Genomic DNA, 17,524 nt, shown 5'->3' on the forward strand with positions numbered 1-17,524 from the left:
CATCGCAGCGTTTTGGAGGGACCAGGTCCACTCGCGGGGGCGAGGTCGGGTCAGCCGTCAAAACGGAGGGTGATCAGCAGGCCGAGCAGGGCAGCCACGCCGGCCAGAAGCATCGCTGCCCTGGGATTGCCGAAGTTGAGTGTCCATCCCAGACCGAACCGGCGCGGAACGAGCAGCGTGTGGTCTTCGCGGTTGATGTAGAACAGGCCGCCGCGCCAGTACTTGTCGTCATCCCGGTGGGTCAGGCCGGTGTTCCCCTCGGCGTCGTCCCGCTCGCGGTTGTTCCTGGCCAGTACCACGATGGCCACCAGGACCGCGGCCAGGATCGGCAGCACGACCACCAGCGGCGCCCACGACGTGACGGTCCCGGTCCACATCAGCAGGGATGATCCAAGCATCCCCAGGTCGATCATCGCGGCCAGCCCGAGCAGGGCCTTGGCGCTCAGGGACATGTACTGGCGGTGCCAGCGCGCGGAGGCAACGGGGTGTGCCGGGTCGATGTCGGGCCGGCTGCGGAAGATGGCGGCCGCGATACCCACGAGCAGCGCGGTCACTCCGATCTGCACGAACACCAGTGAGAAGGCGGTGCCGATGGACTTGGCGGCTAACCGGTCGGGCACGCCCTTCGCGCCGTGGTGCACGGCCAGTATCCCGGGCATCGTTGGGTAGCTGGTCAGGCCGATTACCACCGTGGCGAGGGTGATGATCAGCGCCGGTGCCAGCCAGAGCCAGGGAAATCGGGGTGGGTTGGTCCGCAGCTCGGTGTCCACCGCGATGCCTTGGTGCAGATCCTTGTACCAGCCCCCGGCGGCCTTGGCGGCCCGGATCTCGTGGTTGGCCAGGAAGAAGCAGCCGTACCAGAGGCCGACGAGCACCAGCACGGACAGCGGCAGGAGCAGCGTTTCGGCGGTCATGGCGTAGATGACGACGCAGATCCCGCCGGCGGCGAACCCGCTGAGGAGTATCCGCCGTCGGTAGATGCGCGTCTGTCTGATCACCGTCGGGTCGCCGGCGTGCTGGGCCGGTACCCGAACCCCGAAGGGAACGGTGGGACTGTTGATCGAGGGCAGCATCAGGGCGAGTGCAAGCACTAGTGCCAGCAACACCGAGCTTAGGACGATGGCAACGGTCACGGTGTGTCCTCTGGCTTCTTGGCATCAAATGAATCGAGTATCGACCGGCAGGTCTTGAGAACCTCGTCGGCCGGTAAGCCTCGGGCGACGGCCTCGGCCAGCAGGGTTCGTGCCCTCGCGGTCCACTCCGCGGGGAACGGCGGGTCCGCGACCGTCGGGGTCACCACCGCACCGGCCTTGCGGGTCAGCCGGATCAGGCCCTGCCGACGCAGGAGGTCGTAGGCCTTGTTCACGGTGTGGAAGTTGATCCCGAAGTCCGCGGCGAGCGTCCTGGTGGCCGGTAAGGGGCTGCCCTCGGTCAGCACGCCATCTGCGATGGCCTCCACGATCTGGTCCCGGAGCTGCTGGTAGATCGGCAGCTCGCTGGCTAGGTCAACGTTGAGGATCATCACTCCCACCTCCAGCCTTTGTTCTATAAGTTATAGAACAAAGAGCGGCCGACGGCAACGTCGGACCCGCAGTCCGCCACAGGGCGCAACTAGCCCGATGAAGTGCCTACACGTTACGCGCGGCGAGCCGCCAGGCTTGCTACTCAGCTGCCCGCGCCGAGGGCTGCACGCGCGTTCTTCTTGCGTTCAGCAAGTTCCTTGCGCGCCAGGAGCGCCTCGTCCAGGCTGACGGCAATGAATTTGGTGGACGTGCCGGGCGCGGCGCGGGCCACCAGATCCATGTCGGCGCTGATGACGGTCCCCACCATGGCATACCCTCCGCCGGAGACGGCATCGCGGTGCAGGATGATGGGCTGCGTGCCGCCGGGAATCTGGATGGATCCGACGGCGTAGCCGGCATCCACGATGTTGGATGGGTCGGAACCGGCCCCGAAAGGCTGCTCGCGTTCCTTCCACTGCACGCCGGGGCCGGAGTACCGCAGCCCCATCCGGTCGGCCACCGGAGTCAGTTTCCACTCGCCATTGAGAAGGTTGTCCAATCCTTCCTTGGTGAGAAGGTGGTCGTACAGGCCGAGCACGATCCTGACAGTTTGTTCCTTCTCGAAAACGGGACGGAATTCCTCCGGAATCGTGGCGGCGACGGGCGGGGCTCCGCCGTTCAGCGGACTGCCGACGGGAACGTGATCGCCCGCTTCCAGCTTGCGGCCGTGGAATCCGCCGATTGCGCCCAGTCCGTAGGTGGACCGGCTGCCAAGCACCTCGGGAACGTCGATGCCGCCTTGGACTGCGATGTAAAAGCGCGTGCCGCCCTGGATGACTCCGAAGCTGAGCTCGTCGCCGGCCTTCAGTTGCAGTCGGGTCCACTGCGGCCGGGATTCGCCGTTGACCTTCACTTCGACCGGGGCCCCGGTGACTGCGACGACGGCATCCGCGTCGGTGGTCAGTACCGGGCCCATGTACGTGCATTCAAGGACGGCTTCCTTGACGGTGTTGCCCACCAGGGCGTTGCCGAGTTCGGCAGAGTACTGGTCCATGGACCCGCTTTGCGGGATGCCGACGTTGTAGTGACCTGTGCGTCCCTGGTCCTGGACCGTGGTGGCCAGTCCGGGGTTCTTGATGTCAAACGCCATTGAGGACCTCCATGAGTTCCTGGTTGTAGCCTTCGGGATTCGCGAGTGCCTTGGACAGATCGAACCTCACGGGTACTTGGCGGTAGCGGAACGTCCCCGCGGCGATTTCGGCCTGGATGCCGTTGTATTCGCCCTCGGTGACCGGCTTGAACTTCACGATGTCCCCCGGACGGAAGAACACCATGAAGTCCTTGAAGTCTTCCAGTCTCTGGGCCGGGTCGAAGATCGGGGCGGCAGCAACCCCGAACATCTGGTAACCGCCGGCGCCGCGGACGGAATAGATGCAGCCGAAGCAGCCGCCGTGGCCCACCGTCAACTTGGGGGTATCGGTGCGGGGGCTTAGATACTTGGGGACCTGCAGTTGTTTCTCCCGCTCCACGAGCTGGAAGAGGAACGGCAGGCCGGCCACGAAACCAACCATGGAGACCAGCCACGGCTGCTCATGGTGGCGCTGGATGAATTCGGCGGCGTTCTTGAGGTTGTTGACCTTCGCCGCGTAGTCAATGTCCGTGCCGCCGGGCTCCTGATGGAACCCTTCACGGAATCGCGTTGCCACTTCCGCCGTGAAGGGATCGTCATACCAGACCGGGACCTCGATGATCCGGGTTTCGAGGGGCTGCTCCTGATGGTGCGCCAGGTCACCTTCAATCGTCCGGACGGTCTCTTCCAGGGTCGACGGCGGCAGGACGTCGGGATCGAACCTCACGAGCAGTGAGGCGTTGGCAGGACAGACGTCCACGATGCCCGGCAGCTCCATGGCTGCGAGCTTCGAGGCCATGGACATAACGCGAAAGTTGGCCTCCAGGCTCATGGATTCCGAGACTTCGACGAACAGGAATTCGTCTCCGCCCCAGGTATAGCGGGCCTGCAACACGGCGGGTTCCGGGTTGCTCATTGTGCCTCCAGGAGATTGGCGGATTCAAGGAACTTCGAGTGGTGGGTCACGGCGGCGAATTCGGGCCGCGCCAGAAGCCTCTTGTGCACCGGAATGGTGGTCTTGACCCCTTCGATGCGTGTCTCGTCCAAGGCTGCCAGCATGGCTTCAATAGCCGTTTCACGGTCGGGCGCGTGAACGATCAGCTTGGCGAGCAGGGAGTCGTAGTACGGGCTCACTACGGATCCTGCTTCCACGCCCGTGTCGACCCTGATGCCTTCGCCGGAGGGCCATTCGACGGCCTTGATGAGGCCCGGGCTGGGGAAAAAGTGGTGCTCCGGGTCTTCGGCGTTGATGCGGCATTCGATGGCGTGGCCGCTGAAGTGGACGTCGCCCTGCCGGACGGACATTGCTCCTGTGGAGGCGATCAGCAGCTGTTCGCGGATCAGGTCGATTCCCGTGATCTGCTCGGTGATTGGATGCTCAACCTGGATCCGGGTGTTCATCTCAATGAACGCGGCCTCGTGGTTAATGGGGTCATAGAGGAATTCGACTGTTCCGGCACCGCTGTAACCGCATTCGCGGGCGAGCTCAACGGAGGACTCCCGGATCCTCTGGCGGACGGCGTCGGGAAGGTCCGGTGCCGGTGCTTCCTCGATGACTTTCTGGGAGCGTCTCTGCATGGAGCAGTCGCGGTCTCCAAGGTGTATGAAGCTCGTTCCGTCGCCGAGGATCTGCACCTCCACGTGGCGGGCATGCAGCACGAAACGTTCCAGGTAAATCGTGGGGTCTCCGAAAACGGAAGCCGCCTCCCCGCGGGCCTTCTCGATCGTTTTCAGAAGCTCGTGTTCAGTGTGGACGAAGTGGATGCCCCGCCCTCCGCCACCGGCGGAGGCCTTCACCACCAGGGGGTAGCCGATGCCCCGGGCCACTTCAACGGCATCGGTCCCGGGGTCCAGAGGTCCGTCGGAGCCGCGGAGTACCGGAACGCCGGCCTTGCGGGCGGACTCCCTCGCCATGGACTTGTTGCCCATCGTTTCGATGGCGACCGCGTCCGGACCGACCCAGATCAGGGCCGCCTCTGCGACCTTCCGGGCGAACGCGGAGTTCTCGGAGAGGAAGCCGTAACCCGGATGGACGGCATCGCAGCCGTTGTCCAAGGCCGCGGAGATGATGGCGTCCTGGTTCAGGTAGCTGGCGGTCGCAGGAGCCGGGCCTACCACCACTACGTTGTCGGCGCTGCGGGCTGCCAAGGAATCGGCGTCGGGTTCGCTGGCAACCAGGACTGTTTCGATGCCCATTTCGCGTGCGGTCCGTGCAATCCTGACGGCGATTTCGCCGCGGTTGGCGATGAGCAGTTTTTTCATGGCTGCCCTTCGCGGATGACGATGATGGCGTCGCCCGGGTTGACCATGTCGCCGTCGTTGACCTCGAAGGACTCGAGGACCCCGGCCACATCGGATTGGATTTCAGTAAACTGCTTCATGATTTCGACGATGCCCAGTGTCTGGCCGACCTCGATAGTGTCGCCTTCGCTGGCGAAGGGCGGTTTGCCGGGGCCGGGCTTACGGTAAAAGACACCGGGAAGCGGGGAGACGATGGTTGCCACGGATTTTCTCGCTTTCAAAAGGTCGGATAAGTCGGAATCAGCCCAGGACCCCGCGCACGGCAGAGGCCACTGCAACAGAGTTGGGTGCGTCCGAATGGACGCAAATGCTTTGGAACGGGATGTCCAGTTCGGTTCCGTCAACGGCGAGGACCGGCTGTCCGGCCAGGGCCCGTCTGACGCGTTCGGCGGCGGCTCCGGGGTCGGTGGGAGCCGGGCGGCGCTGGATCAGCAGCTCACCGGCGGGACCGTAATTGAGGTCCACATACAGCTCTGCAATGAATTCCACGCCCATCGCCCGGCACACAGTTTCGTGGGCGGTCCCCGCGAGCCCGTAGAAGGCCACACCAAACTGTTTGGCTGCTCCGGCTGCGGCCTGCATCAGTTCCTCGTCGCCGGCCAGCATCCCGTAGAGGGCGCCATGGGGTTTGATGTGGTTCAGTGCAAGCCCGTGCTTGGCGAGAAACGCCGTCAGGGCCCCGGTCTGATACAGGATGATGGACTCGACCTCAGCCGGGATAAGCACCATGCGGCGGCGTCCGAATCCCACTACGTCCGGAAGGCCCGGGTGGGATCCGACGGCCACGCCATGTTCGGCGGCCAGCGCAACGGTCCGGTTCATTACGTCCGGATCGCCGGCGTGATAGCCGCAGGCGACGTTGGCGACGTCGATGATGCGCATGAGTTCTTCGTCGTTGCCGAACTCGTGAAGGCCGAGGCCTTCACCCATATCCGAGTTCAGGAGCACACGCCTTGTAACGTGCGAGGTGTCGAGGGTCACAGTGGTTTGCATGGGTGCAACGCTACTCAGCATTTGGGGTTACGGATATTGTGCAGTTCGCTGAATCCTTATGCCTGGCTTATGGTTATTGCACTATTCAGCGGGCGACTCCCGCGTTCCTGGAGGCTTCCGTGCGGATCTCAGACTTGGCGGACGACGCCGAACTCAACATTCGCCTTCGCGTTACCGGCGGCGAAGGCCGCCTGGCCCGGCCCATCACTTGGTGCGCCCCAACCGAGCACATGGATCCCACACCCTTCCTCAGCGTGAATGCCCTTGTGCTGACCAATGGCATGGGCCTGAACGTCAAGGACTACAGGATCTGGGACGCCTACGTGGAACGCCTGGTGGCCGTCCCCGTCTCCGGGCTCGCATTCGGGCTCGGCGCCGCGCATCGCGAGCTGCCACCCGGCCTGATCCAGGCCTGCGAGGCGCACGGCCTGCCACTGCTGGAGCTCCCGCCGGAAGTGCCATTCGTGCTGATCATGCGCCATGTGGAGCAGGCCATCGCCGCCGAGCGCTATGAGGAGTTGCGAAGAGGCTGGGAGCTGGCCGATGAATGCACCCGGTTGGCGGCCGACGGGCATTCCCTGGCCGAGGTTCTGGAGCGGGTGGCGGACGCGGTCAATGCAAGGGTGGCCGTGATCGACCACAATGCGTTCGAGCTGGTCTCCGCGGGCGCGGCCCGCGCCGGGACCACGCGAACCACGTTACGCCTGCCCAGCGGCGAGTCCGAGCAATTCCGGCTCGCCATCGAGGGAATCGGGAGCAACATCGTGCTGCAGCCCATTCTTGGCCCCGTGGCCGCAGTCATCGCCATGCAACTGAGCTACACGCTCGGGTCGCATTCACCCCTGCATTCGAGGGAGGCCGCACGCTTCATGGAGGCCCTCTATGAAGACCGCGGTGAGCCGTCGGCGCCGTTGCGCCGCTTCGCCCGGGAATCCGGGTTTGACCCCGACGGCGACTGGGGCGCGGTGCTCATTGCCAGTTCAGAAGAAGTAGCCCCTGCAAAGCTGCGTGCCGTCGCCTGGCGCGCGCGCGTGGGGCTGCAGGCCGGTTTCACCACAGTGAGGTTCATGGAAGAAGCCGGGCTCACGACTCTTCTGTTGCAGCACAGGCACGGACCGGGACTGCTCGAAGCCACGCGCGGGTTCTTTACCGACGCGCCGGAACTTTCCGTCGCCGTCGCCGAATCCTTGAGCCTGAACGAACTGCCGCTGGCGCTGCAGCTTGCCCGCCGACACATCGGGGGGCCCGGCGTGCACCGGGCTCCGCCGGCTGATCTCGCCGGCATTGTGCAGGGGCTCCCCAGCCCGGGCCTGGTGGCGATGTGTCAGCGACTGTTGGCCCCGTTGTCCTCCGACGGCGGCAGCGCCTTGCGGGATACGTTCGACGCTTATCTTCGCCACAGCGGCAATTCCGCGAAAATCTGCGAGGAACTCTTCATCCACCGGAACACGCTCAGCTACAGGCTGCGGAAAATCGAGGAGCTCCTCAAACTGGATTTGTCCGACGGCGAAGTCCGCGCCACATGCATGCTCGCCCTGGGAATCGTTGCGGCGTCCCGCTGAATATTCCGGTTCGCTTATTGCCTTAGGCGCCTGACCGGCCGTGTCCTTGACGGACCGTCGCCGCGCCGAGCCAGCCCTCCCGTTCAGGTGACGGGAGGTTCCCTTGCCGGGCCATCTTGCACTGCCTCAGGCGCTGCTTTCCCGCACGCAGAGTTTCGGTTCCAGCCTGACGGGACTCACGTTTTCGCCGTCCAGCACGCGCTTCAGCAGTTGCACCGCCGTGCGCCCGATGTCCAGCATGGGCGAGCGGACGGAAGACAGCGGAATGGGAAGCTCCGCGGCCAGCGAGGTGTCATTGAAACCAACTACGGCAACGTCCTCGCCAACAGTGAGGCCATGGGACCGCAGTGCTCCCATGGCACCGATTGCCGCAAAGTCATTGACGGCGAACAGTGCGGTCGGATGGGGGTTGCAGTGCGCCAGAATATCCTCGGCCGCTTCCCGTCCGCCCGCGGTATCGAACGGCGACCACACCACGGCCTTCCGTGGTATTTTGCCGCCCAGCGAACGCCAGCGGTCCACGAAGCCGGCGGTCCGGTCAACGGCGGTGCTGGCGTAGGGCTCGCCGGCGATCACGGCGACGTTCCGATGCCCCTTGCTCCACAAGTGGTCCGCCACAAGCTCGCCGCCAAGGATGTCGTCGCAAGTGGCGGACGGGTAGCCGGGGACGCGGCGGTTCATGAGCACGAACGGCACCTTCCGGGCCGTCAACTCCCGCAACAGGCCGCTGTCCAGATGGGCGTCCCCGATGATCAGCCCGTCCACGCGGCGCGCCAGCATGGTGTCCGTCTTCCGACGTTGTTCCTCCGGATCGTCGCGGGAATTCATGACGAACGTCGAGTAGCCCAGCTCCGCCGCGGCCTCGTCGATGCCCTCGTACATGATGGCCAGGACAAGGTCTGAAAGCCGGGGCACGATGACCCCCATGAGGCGCGTGCGCCGCGTCCGCAGGCCCGCGGCCTGCGGGTCGGGGGAGTAACCCCGCTTCCGTGCCAGCTCGCGGACGCGTTCGGCCGTCGCCACAGAGGCTGCCCCCCGCGCCACATCGGAGCCGGAGTGAAGGATCCTGGACACGGTCGAGGGATGGATGCCGAGCTCGCTCGCCAGGTCCTTCAATGTGACCGTGCGGTCCCCGGCCGTGGTTTCTTCCATACGTTTCCCTGCCTCAGCTCAAAAAGACGACACCACTAAGACTGCCCGAGATCTTGGGGATCGCAGGGAGCCCTTGACGTGGCGCACCTCACATTCTATAGTCATTTCACCGCCTAACCCAAACGATTGGGTTGTCCGGGCTCCAGCGCCAATCGGCAAAGGGTTTACGTCCTCGAAACGCACGGAAGCGCAGGGGAAACATCTCAAAGATGGTTTTTATCCGATAACCCAATCGATTGGGTAAGCATCTGGCAGCAGATGCAGGACAAGCGGAGTGGAAATGACTGGCAGAGACTTGGTTGGCCCTCATGTGGTGCTGTTGGCGACGGGGGGAACGATTTCCTCCCGTGCGTCGGAGGCCGGGGGCGCCGCCGTGGCGTCGGATACGGGAGAACAGGTGTTCGCCAGCATGGCGGTGCCGGCCTCGCATCCGGTCCGCGTGGTCGATCTCTTCCGGAAGGGTTCATACCTGCTGACGGTCGATGACATGATCGCCATCTGCGCCAACATCAGGAAAGCCCTCGCCGACCCGCACGTTCTGGGGGTCGTGGTCACCCACGGTACGGACACGATGGAGGAGACAGCTTACCTCGCGGACCTTACCCACGATGATCCCCGCCCCGTGGTGTTCACCGGAGCGCAGCAGGCCGCCGATGCCACAATGCCGGACGGTCCCGGCAACCTGTCCCGTGCCATCGCCGTCGCCGGTTCCCCGCACGCCCGGGGGAGGGGCGTATTGCTGGCGTTTGCTGGGGCCATCTTCCCCGCGGCCGGAGTCCGGAAGAGCCACACAACCCGGCTCGAGGCGTTCGCCAACCCGGATTTCGGAACCGCCGGTTCGGTGTCCGAATCCGGTGAGGTCAGCATGCAGGCAGCCAGGCCCGGCATTGCCCCGTTGCCGTTACCGGGCGCCGGCGCCGGTTCGCCGCGCGTGGACCTTATTGCTGCCTATCCCGGAGCGGATTCGACCCTCCTGAGGGCTTCCCTGCAGGCCGGGGCCGCCGGTGTCGTGCTCCAGGGGACGGGGACCGGCAACGCCAACCGCGCGCTGTGCCTCGAAGTCGCGGGCGCGACCGCTGCCGGCGTCGTGGTCGTGACGAGCACGCGGGTGGAGGCGGGCGCCGTCGTTCCCCGATACGGGGACGGCGGCGGCGCCGACCTGCATGCGGCCGGTGCCATACCTTCCGGGCTGCTCAGGCCATCCCAGTCGCTGGTCCTTCTGAGCCTTTTGCTCAGACTGGGCACCGCACCGGCCCGCATTGCGGAAACCTTCGCCCGCCGGGGCACGCTCCCTGACTAGGTCCACCAAACCAAACCAAACCTCAACAACAAGCGCAGTGAAAGGTTGATCTCATGACTAAGGACATCCAAGTGGCATTCGGCGTCGACGTGGACGCCGTGGCCGGAATGCTCGGCTCCTACGGCGGCGAGGATTCCCCTTGCGATATCTCCCGCGGCCTGTTCAGCGGCGAGGTGGGCGGCCCGCGACTCATCCGTCTCTTCGAGAAGTACGGCCTGCCCGCCACGTGGTTCGTGCCCGGCCATTCCATCGAGACTTTCCCGGACCTGACGCGGATGATCGTGGACGCGGGGCACGAAATCGGCGTGCACGGGTACTCGCACGAAAACCCCATCGCCATGACCCGCGAGCAGGAGACGGCCATCCTGGACCGGTCGATCGAACTCATCGAAAAGGTGTCCGGCCGCCGCCCCACAGGCTATGTCGCTCCCTGGTGGGAGTTCTCCCCGGTCACCAACGAGATCCTCCTCGAACGCGGGATCAAGTACGACCACTCCCTGATGCACCGCGATTTCGAACCCTACTACGTGCGTGTCGGTGACAGTTGGAAGAAGATCGACTACACCAAAGCCGCGGAGACCTGGATGGAGCCGCTCGTTCGGGGCGAGGAGACCGACCTCGTCGAGATCCCGGCCAACTGGTACCTGGACGACCTGCCTCCCATGATGTTCATCAAAGCCTCCCCTAACTCCCACGGCTTCGTCAGCCCCCGGGACATCGAACAAATGTGGCGCGACCAATTCGACTGGGTGCACCGGGAAATGGACCAGGCCGTCTTCACCATGACCATCCACCCGGATGTCTCGGGCCGCCCCCAGGTCCTGCTCATGCTCGAACGCCTCATCGAACACATCAACTCCCACGAGGGGGTCAGCTGGCTCACATTCGACCAGATCGCGGACTCCTTCCTCGCACGCAGCCCCCGAAAGGAAAACCAGTAATGACCATCCAGCAGCCCGCCGTCGACCTGACGAAACCCGCACCCAACGAGAAACGCCGTTTCCCGGTCTTCTCGAAGCACCACACAACCGTCGCCACCGTCTTGGCGCTATGTGCCTGGACCGTCGCCGTATTCGACTTCGGACTTTTCGGCACCCTCCTGCCGGCCATGCAGCAGGACTTCGGCTGGACCGCGACCGAAGCGTACGCAATCAACACCTGGATCGCCGTCGGCACCGCAATCGTCTGCTTCGGCATCGGCCCCGTCATTGACCGGCTCGGCCGCCGCAAGGGCATGATGACCACTGTCGGCGGAACCGCCGTTATCTCCGGCGTGACGGCCCTGATCCCGACCGGGATCCCGTTCCTCAGCAACGGCCTGTTGATTCTGGTCCGTTCCTTCGGGGGGCTTGGATTCTCGGAGCAGGCTGTCAACGCAACCTACATGAACGAGGTCTACCAGGTCACCGAGGTCTCCGACAAGCGCAAGCGCCCCGGCTTCCACTACTCCTTCATCCAGGGCGGCTGGCCGCTCGGCTTCCTGCTCGCCAGTGCACTTGCCCTCGCCTTCCTGCCGTCCCTAGGCTGGCGCGCCCTGTACCTCATGGCCACTGTTCCGGCAGCGATCATCGTGTGGGTCATTGCCAAGAAGCTCAAGGAAACCCCTCAGTTCGAACTGCACCACAAGCTGACCGAACTTGAAAAGAGCGGCCAGTCCGCCGACGCCCACTCCCTGGCGCGTGCCTACGGGGTCGAACACTCTTCCGCGGCCCCGCTCAAGCGCATCTGGGAGCCGCACCTGCGCCGGAACACGATTGTCTTCTCGCTGGCGTGGATCTTCAATTTCTTCGGCATCCTGATCTTCAGCATTCTCGGCAGCTCCGTCCTCAAGAACGCCAAGGGTGTGGAGCTCTCGGACGCCTTCTGGATGCTGATCGTCATCAACATGCTGGCGTACTTTGGCTACGTCTTCCACGGATGGATCGGCGACAAGATCGGCCGCAAGCGCACCATCATCGGTGGCTGGATTCTCTCCGGTATCTCCTTCACCATCATGCTCAGCCCCATCGCCACGAGCCCGTTCATGATCATCGTCACCTACGGCGCCGGACTGTTCTTCCTGGTCGGACCGTACGCCGCGATCCAGTACTTCATGGCCGAGTGCTACCCCGTCAGCTGCCGTGCCACCGGCACCGCCTTCATCGGCGCTATGAGCCAGCCCGGCACCATTCTCGGCGGCGCGCTGTTCACGGCAGCGGCAGCCAGCGCGGGAACCGGCGCCGCAGCCCTGTGGGTCGGCGCTGCCGGAACGCTGTTCTCCGGCCTCCTGATGATCGCTGCCAAGCCGCCGGTGGAGGCCCTGCTCGAGGACCACCCACACGAGGTCGACGCATGACACCGGAGACAAAGGTGGCAGTGATCACCGGAGCGGCCAGCGGCATTGGACGGGCCCTCGCGGTTCATTACGCCCACCGTGGCGTGCATTCGGTGATCGGCACCTTTTCCGGCGACCCGCACGACCCGGAAGAAACCCTGCGCCTGGTCAAGGACGCTGGCGGCCAGGGGATCGTCCACGAAGTTGATGTCCGCAGCACACCGTCCGTGGATGCGTTCGCCGAACGCGCCATCCAGGAGTTTGGCCGCCTGGATTACGCGGTGGCCAACGCGGGAATCCTGCGCAACTCGCCGCTGGGCGAGATGAGCGACGAACGCTGGGATGACATGCTCGACGTCGACCTCACCGGAGTGCTGCGGACCCTGCGTGCCGGGGCTGCAAGGATGGCCGACGGCGGAGCGATGGTTGCGGTGTCCTCCATAGCCGGCGGCGTCTACGGATGGGAGGAACATGCCCATTACGCGGCCGCCAAGGCCGGCGTGCTCGGGCTGATCCGTAGCGTGGCCGCCGAGCTCGGACCACGCGGCATTCGCGCCAACGCGGTGATTCCCGGACTCATCGAGACGCCGCAATCCCTGGATCCCGTGAACTCGCTGGGGCCCGAGGGGCTGCAGCGAGCCGGGCTGGAGATCCCCTGGGGTCGAGTGGGACGGCCCGAGGAGGTGGCCAGCGTGATCGGCTTCCTGACCTCCGATGACGCCATTTATGTCACGGGCCAATCCCTGATAGTCGACGGTGGTCTCACCATCAAGATGCGCGCCTGAAATGCCGCGAAAGGACAAGAATGAACAACCCTGAAGCCTCCCGCCCTATTGAGGGCCGGGCTGTGGTGGTTACAGGTGGGGCCAGCGGCATCGGCAAGGCCATCGCCGAAGCCTTCACCGCCAACGGCGACAGAGTGGCGGTCCTCGACCGGTCCGGCGCGGCGGGAACGATCGCCGTCGACGTCTCCGACGAAGAGAGCGTGAGGGCCGCCTTCGCCGCCGCCCGGGCCGAGCTTGGGAGCATCGATGTTCTCGTCAACAGCGCAGGTCTGCTGACAGAATCTCCGCTGGAAGACATGACCCTGGCCATGTGGAACGAGACGATTTCCGTTGACCTGACGGGTGTCTTCCTGTGCTGCCGGGAGGTGGTGGGGGAAATGCGGCAGCAGAAGTGGGGCCGCATCATCAACATCTCCTCCCAACCGGCCATCAAGGGCGGCACCGGCCTCTGCCACTACAGCGCCGCCAAAGCCGGAGTGGTGGGACTGACCAAGGCTCTGGCCCTGGAAACGGCCGGTGACAACGTGCTGGTCAACAGCATCGCACCAGGCCCCATCGAGACGCCCCTGGTGGACGGCATCTCCGAGGACTGGAAAGTGGCGAAGCGTGCCGGACTGCCGCTGCTGCGCTTCGGTCTTCCGGCCGAGGTCGCGCCCACGGCACTGCTTCTCGCCAGCGATCCGGGCGGCAACCTGTATGTCGGCCAGACGCTGGGGCCAAATTCCGGCGACGTTATGCCTTAGGGAAGGGCCTTGGCATGTGCGGAGCGTGCGGACGAAGTGTCGTGAGCGACCCGGTACTGGGGCCGGTCCGCACGATGCGGCAGCATCTGATTGTCGCCCAGACGGTCAACGGCGTCTGCCAAACGTGGCCGGGGACCCCGAAGGTGGCCGCCACCGGCGACGGCTGGCTGGTTTCGGGGCCGACGGGCGCCACCGTGGCCGTCGCGACGGTGGAAGCGCTGTGGTCCGCTGTTCTTCGAAGCCGTCCGCAGGCGGGACCTCCGGATCTGCAGCCTGCGGAAGCATCTGGTGCTGCGGAAGATGCTGGCGCCGCGGCAGGCATAGGGGGTTTGGAGGAGGAGGTCCTTGGCTCTGGTCACTCGGCGGTAGGGGCCTTGTGCCCGGAAGACTTGTCCAAACGGGTTTTGAATCTTGGCCACCAGATGGCGCGGGCTGCGCACATGGCGCACTGACCTGAAGATGCGTATTCAAGCGCAAGCCGTGGTTTGCGCTCCTCCCCTCAGTCGCTGATGTGCTTCGTGTTCCATCAGTCCCGCCAGGGGCACCCCGGGCCTAGACTGTGGCTCAGAGGACATTTCCGAGGGAGGTGCCATGGCGCGATTGAGCATTCTGGACCGATTCAGGCCTGTCGGTGCTCCCGGTCCTGCCGGCCCGGCCGGCGTGCCGGCAGCGGACAACCAGGGTCCGGCCGCGGAACTGGCGCCGGTGTTCACGGCGCTCGCCGCCGACGTCGCGCGGTGTGCGGCGCTCGTCGAGGAAGCACGCCTGAGCGCGGAAGAGGATGTGGCACGGGCCCGGACACAAGCGGCCGCGATCCTGTCCCAAGCCCGGCTTGACGCCGGAGCGGAGCGCGCAAAGGCCGCCTCCCGCATTGAACAGGAAGCCTCGGAGCGGGACGGGCAGTTGCTGGAGCAGGCCCGCCACGAGGCAGCGGCGCTGGAAGAGTCTGGCCTGGCGCTCATCCCGGCCGTCGTCAGCAAGGTCATCGGCACCCTGCTGGCTCCGCAGAACCCGGGACAGAAGAATCAGGGACAGAAGAATCCAGGGCAGAAATGAAGGCCGACTGGGTGGCCGCCTCCGTACGGGCGCGGTCCATGGCGCAGCGCCGGGTGGGCGCCGCCACCAGCCGGGAGGTGGCAGCTCAACCGAGCCTGGACCGTGCGCTGTCCTTGCTTCAAGGGTCAAGCTATGCGGAACGACTCAGCGGGGCACCAGGACTGGCGGTCGCTGAACGAGCCCTTCAGGAGACCGTTTTATGGCAGCTGCGCGTTCTTGCCGGGTGGCTGCCGGCGTCGGGCACCGCTCTCGCGCGGGCGGCTGCCGGGATCTTTGAAATCGAGAACGTCATTGCCCTGGCCCACCAACTCGCCGGCGGGGCAAAGGCCCCCGAGCCCTATGACCTGGGTGCCCTTGCCACCGGATGGCCCCGCCTGCGGACGGCCGGATCGAGCGAAGAACTGGCCGCCATCCTTCGCGCCACAGCCTGGGGCAGCGCCGGCGACGCCGGCCCGGGCATGCTGAGGGACGCACTGACCGTGGCCTGGCTGCGGCGGCTGGCTGCCGTGGCACCGCCGGCGCGGCCGTGGTGCGGTGCGGTGTGTGCCCTCACCGCGGCCCGGATCCTGACTGTCGACCGCGTGACGCCGTCGGCGCCGGTCCTTCACCTGCTGCGGCCTGTCATCGGCCGTTCGTGGGAGGCCGCCACGAGCATCGGCGAGTTCTCTTCCGCGCTACCGCCGTCCCTGCGCACGGTGATCCTGGATATTTCGTCTCCGAAGGAGCTGTGGCGTGCCGAGGCCCGGGTCTGCGCCGCGGTGGAGAAGGATGGCTTCCATTTGCTTCGTGGCTCGATGCCCGGACCGGACGTTGTGCTGGGCGCCATTGCAGTCCTGTCCACTGATGCGTGGCGTGTTCGGGCGGCACTGACTGCCGCTGCTGCGGCCGCCGGTTCAAGCGAGGTGCTCGATGAGGCGGCGTGAATCGGCGGCCCCTGTCCGGATGGAGCGGGTAGCCCTGGTGGTGCCCGAGCAGTACCGGCGACGCATGCTCGTCGAAGTGGCGCGCAGCTCCCTCGTCGAGCTGGACCTCCCGTACACGCCGGGCAAGGGTTCCGAGGAACTTGAGAAGGCGGCGGCCGCCGCTGTCGTATCCGGCCCGTCAGCGGCCTGGGTGGGGTGGATGCCCAATGACGAGATTCCCGGGCTCGCGGCAAGGCTCGCCAGGCTCGGGGCAGCGGTGGTCCCCCTGCCCCGGCCGCGGTGGATCCAGCCGCCCACAATGCTCGGCGGGGGGAGCGGAGCCACACGCGTCTCACGGACCCTGGTGGATACTTACGGAACCGTCCCCTATGAGGATCTGGATCCCTCGCGCCTCGCCGGGATTGCCTACGTTCTGATGTTCGGGATGATGTTCGGCGACATGGGACACGGAGCGATCCTGCTTGCCGCCGGGCTCGTGTTGCGCGGCGGGCGCATCAAGAAACTGGCCAAGCTGCAACGGACCTGGCTTTTCGTGAGCGGGGCCGGGCTGGCCGCCATGGTCTTCGGAGCCCTGTATGGCGAGGCTTTCGGGCCCACCGGCCTGGTGCCCGTGCTGTGGCTGGAACCCTTGGCCAATCCTGTGCCGCTCCTGGTGGCGGGTCTGGGGGTTGGAGCGTTCCTGCTTGCCGGTGCCTATGCCGCCGGCACTATCAACCGGGTCAGGGAAGGCGGCTGGGGATATGCCCTGTATGCCCGCTCCGGGGTCGCAGGCTCCCTGTTGTTCCTCGCCGTGGGGCTTCTCGTCTGGGGACTCACCACCGGCACCGAGCTTCTGACTGCCGCGGCAGCCGTCATAGCGCTTGGCGCGCTGGTCTTCATCTTCATCGGTCTCTTCGTTGAAGCCGGAGGAGGGGCCACGGCCGCCTTCCAAGCCGGCGTCGAACTCGTTGACACTGTGATCCGCCTGGGCTCGAACCTCGTTTCCTTTGCGCGCCTGGCTGCTTTCGGATTGACCCACGCCGCGCTGCTGATGGTGGTCTGGAACGGGACGACGGCGTTGTGGGCGCCGGATTGGCGCGCGGCCGCAGCGGTCCTGCTGTTTGTTGTGGGCAATATTGTGACCTTCGCGCTTGAAGCGCTGGTGGCAGGAATCCAGGCTCTGCGCCTTGAATACTACGAACTGTTTTCACGAATTTTCCAGTCCGAGGGGCGCCCATTCCATCCGTGGTCACCCGAGCTCACCGCTGGCGGGGCGCCCGGAACCGGTGTCCCGATTGTCCCCTCCGGCACACCTGCTGAAAGGCACCTCCTGTGAACCTCTGGTTCGGAACCGTTCCTGTCTTCCTCATCGCTGCAACGGGGGCCATCCTCCTGGTCAGACGCTGGCGAAGGTCCGCCTTCAAGATACTGGCGGCCCTTAACGTCGCCGTTATGGGCGGATCGCTGGCGCTACTGGCCGGGGCACTGAATGCAGCGCCGGCAGCCGCTTCCGGCGGCGTGGTCCCGGCCCTCGCCGCGGCGGCCACCGACACACCGGCAGGCGCCGGCGGCTCAGCACTTATCGCGGCCGCCATCGCCGTGGCCGGTTCCTCGATCGGCGCGGCGTTTGCCGTTGCCTACACCGGATCGGCTGCCCTCGCCGCGATGAGTGAGCGGCCGGAAATCTTCGGACGGGCCATGGTTGTGGTCGGGCTGGCGGAAGGGATCGCTATCTACGGACTCATCATTGCCATTATCCTCATCGGCAAGGCCTGAGCGGGGGAG

The 17,524-nt window shown here is 65.5% G+C and carries 19 protein-coding genes; 11 read left to right on the top strand and 8 right to left on the bottom strand.

What is annotated here, in order from left to right; all coding sequences use genetic code 11:
* Positions 1 to 50: 50 nt before the first annotated feature.
* From ACP4XC_RS10160 to pxpA, 7 genes are all read right to left on the bottom strand, one after another.
* A complete protein-coding gene (locus ACP4XC_RS10160; RefSeq protein WP_427174841.1) occupies positions 51 to 1,133 on the bottom strand; it encodes a DUF1648 domain-containing protein in 1,083 nt (360 codons plus the stop codon).
* The gene (locus ACP4XC_RS10165; RefSeq protein ID WP_427174842.1) at positions 1,130 to 1,522 is read right to left on the bottom strand and encodes a GntR family transcriptional regulator; all 393 of its coding nucleotides are present in this window, start codon (positions 1,520 to 1,522) and stop codon (positions 1,130 to 1,132) included. The genes ACP4XC_RS10160 and ACP4XC_RS10165 overlap by 4 nt, the downstream gene beginning before the upstream one ends.
* Before the next feature lie 143 nt (positions 1,523 to 1,665).
* On the bottom strand, positions 1,666 to 2,652 hold the full coding sequence (locus ACP4XC_RS10170) for a biotin-dependent carboxyltransferase family protein (protein ID WP_427174843.1): 987 nt from the start codon (positions 2,650 to 2,652) through the stop codon (positions 1,666 to 1,668).
* The gene (locus tag ACP4XC_RS10175) at positions 2,642 to 3,547 is read right to left on the bottom strand and encodes a 5-oxoprolinase subunit B family protein (protein ID WP_427174844.1); all 906 of its coding nucleotides are present in this window, start codon (positions 3,545 to 3,547) and stop codon (positions 2,642 to 2,644) included. The genes ACP4XC_RS10170 and ACP4XC_RS10175 overlap by 11 nt, the downstream gene beginning before the upstream one ends.
* Positions 3,544 to 4,893 carry an acetyl-CoA carboxylase biotin carboxylase subunit gene (locus ACP4XC_RS10180; protein ID WP_427174845.1) on the bottom strand — a complete coding sequence of 450 codons (1,350 nt, stop codon included), beginning with the start codon at positions 4,891 to 4,893 and terminating at the stop codon, positions 3,544 to 3,546. The genes ACP4XC_RS10175 and ACP4XC_RS10180 overlap by 4 nt, the downstream gene beginning before the upstream one ends.
* Complete coding sequence (locus ACP4XC_RS10185; protein WP_427174846.1) at positions 4,890 to 5,135, bottom strand: acetyl-CoA carboxylase; 246 nt, start codon at positions 5,133 to 5,135, stop codon at positions 4,890 to 4,892. The genes ACP4XC_RS10180 and ACP4XC_RS10185 overlap by 4 nt, the downstream gene beginning before the upstream one ends.
* Positions 5,136 to 5,172: 37 nt before the next feature.
* A complete protein-coding gene (pxpA, locus tag ACP4XC_RS10190; protein WP_427174847.1) occupies positions 5,173 to 5,925 on the bottom strand; it encodes a 5-oxoprolinase subunit PxpA in 753 nt (250 codons plus the stop codon).
* Positions 5,926 to 6,044: 119 nt separating this feature from the next.
* On the opposite strand from pxpA, the gene ACP4XC_RS10195 reads away from it, so the two are divergent.
* Positions 6,045 to 7,487, top strand: coding sequence for a PucR family transcriptional regulator (locus ACP4XC_RS10195; protein ID WP_427174848.1), 1,443 nt, complete (start codon positions 6,045 to 6,047; stop codon positions 7,485 to 7,487).
* A 126-nt stretch (positions 7,488 to 7,613) separates the two neighbouring features.
* Here ACP4XC_RS10195 and ACP4XC_RS10200 read toward each other — a convergent pair whose 3' ends face one another.
* Positions 7,614 to 8,639, bottom strand: coding sequence for a LacI family DNA-binding transcriptional regulator (locus tag ACP4XC_RS10200; RefSeq protein ID WP_427174849.1), 1,026 nt, complete (start codon positions 8,637 to 8,639; stop codon positions 7,614 to 7,616).
* A gap of 280 nt (positions 8,640 to 8,919) precedes the next feature.
* On the opposite strand from ACP4XC_RS10200, the gene ACP4XC_RS10205 reads away from it, so the two are divergent.
* The 10 genes from ACP4XC_RS10205 to ACP4XC_RS10250 all read left to right on the top strand — a co-directional run bounded on the left by ACP4XC_RS10205 (position 8,920) and on the right by ACP4XC_RS10250 (position 17,515).
* On the top strand, positions 8,920 to 9,939 hold the full coding sequence (locus tag ACP4XC_RS10205; RefSeq protein ID WP_427174850.1) for an asparaginase: 1,020 nt from the start codon (positions 8,920 to 8,922) through the stop codon (positions 9,937 to 9,939).
* Positions 9,940 to 9,992: 53 nt separating this feature from the next.
* Positions 9,993 to 10,880: a polysaccharide deacetylase family protein gene (locus tag ACP4XC_RS10210; protein ID WP_427174851.1), complete on the top strand. Its 888-nt coding sequence runs from the start codon at positions 9,993 to 9,995 to the stop codon at positions 10,878 to 10,880.
* Positions 10,880 to 12,274: an MFS transporter gene (locus tag ACP4XC_RS10215; RefSeq protein ID WP_427174852.1), complete on the top strand. Its 1,395-nt coding sequence runs from the start codon at positions 10,880 to 10,882 to the stop codon at positions 12,272 to 12,274. Before ACP4XC_RS10210 ends, ACP4XC_RS10215 begins: the two co-directional genes overlap by 1 nt.
* Positions 12,271 to 13,038 carry an SDR family NAD(P)-dependent oxidoreductase gene (locus ACP4XC_RS10220; protein WP_427174853.1) on the top strand — a complete coding sequence of 256 codons (768 nt, stop codon included), beginning with the start codon at positions 12,271 to 12,273 and terminating at the stop codon, positions 13,036 to 13,038. The genes ACP4XC_RS10215 and ACP4XC_RS10220 overlap by 4 nt, the downstream gene beginning before the upstream one ends.
* Before the next feature lie 20 nt (positions 13,039 to 13,058).
* Positions 13,059 to 13,781 (top strand): SDR family NAD(P)-dependent oxidoreductase, encoded by a 723-nt coding sequence (locus ACP4XC_RS10225; protein WP_427174854.1) that lies wholly within the window; start codon positions 13,059 to 13,061, stop codon positions 13,779 to 13,781.
* A gap of 41 nt (positions 13,782 to 13,822) precedes the next feature.
* Complete coding sequence (locus tag ACP4XC_RS10230) at positions 13,823 to 14,233, top strand: hypothetical protein (RefSeq protein WP_427174855.1); 411 nt, start codon at positions 13,823 to 13,825, stop codon at positions 14,231 to 14,233.
* 139 nt (positions 14,234 to 14,372) lie between these two features.
* A complete protein-coding gene (locus ACP4XC_RS10235; protein WP_427174856.1) occupies positions 14,373 to 14,837 on the top strand; it encodes a hypothetical protein in 465 nt (154 codons plus the stop codon).
* Positions 14,834 to 15,760 (top strand): hypothetical protein, encoded by a 927-nt coding sequence (locus tag ACP4XC_RS10240; RefSeq protein ID WP_427174857.1) that lies wholly within the window; start codon positions 14,834 to 14,836, stop codon positions 15,758 to 15,760. The genes ACP4XC_RS10235 and ACP4XC_RS10240 overlap by 4 nt, the downstream gene beginning before the upstream one ends.
* Positions 15,747 to 17,075 carry a V-type ATPase 116kDa subunit family protein gene (locus ACP4XC_RS10245; protein WP_427174858.1) on the top strand — a complete coding sequence of 443 codons (1,329 nt, stop codon included), beginning with the start codon at positions 15,747 to 15,749 and terminating at the stop codon, positions 17,073 to 17,075. Before ACP4XC_RS10240 ends, ACP4XC_RS10245 begins: the two co-directional genes overlap by 14 nt.
* Complete coding sequence (locus tag ACP4XC_RS10250; protein ID WP_427174859.1) at positions 17,072 to 17,515, top strand: ATP synthase subunit C; 444 nt, start codon at positions 17,072 to 17,074, stop codon at positions 17,513 to 17,515. The genes ACP4XC_RS10245 and ACP4XC_RS10250 overlap by 4 nt, the downstream gene beginning before the upstream one ends.
* The last annotated feature ends 9 nt before the right edge of the window (positions 17,516 to 17,524 follow it).

This window comes from Arthrobacter sp. 92 (assembly GCF_050260325.1).
Lineage (GTDB): Bacteria > Actinomycetota > Actinomycetes > Actinomycetales > Micrococcaceae > Arthrobacter.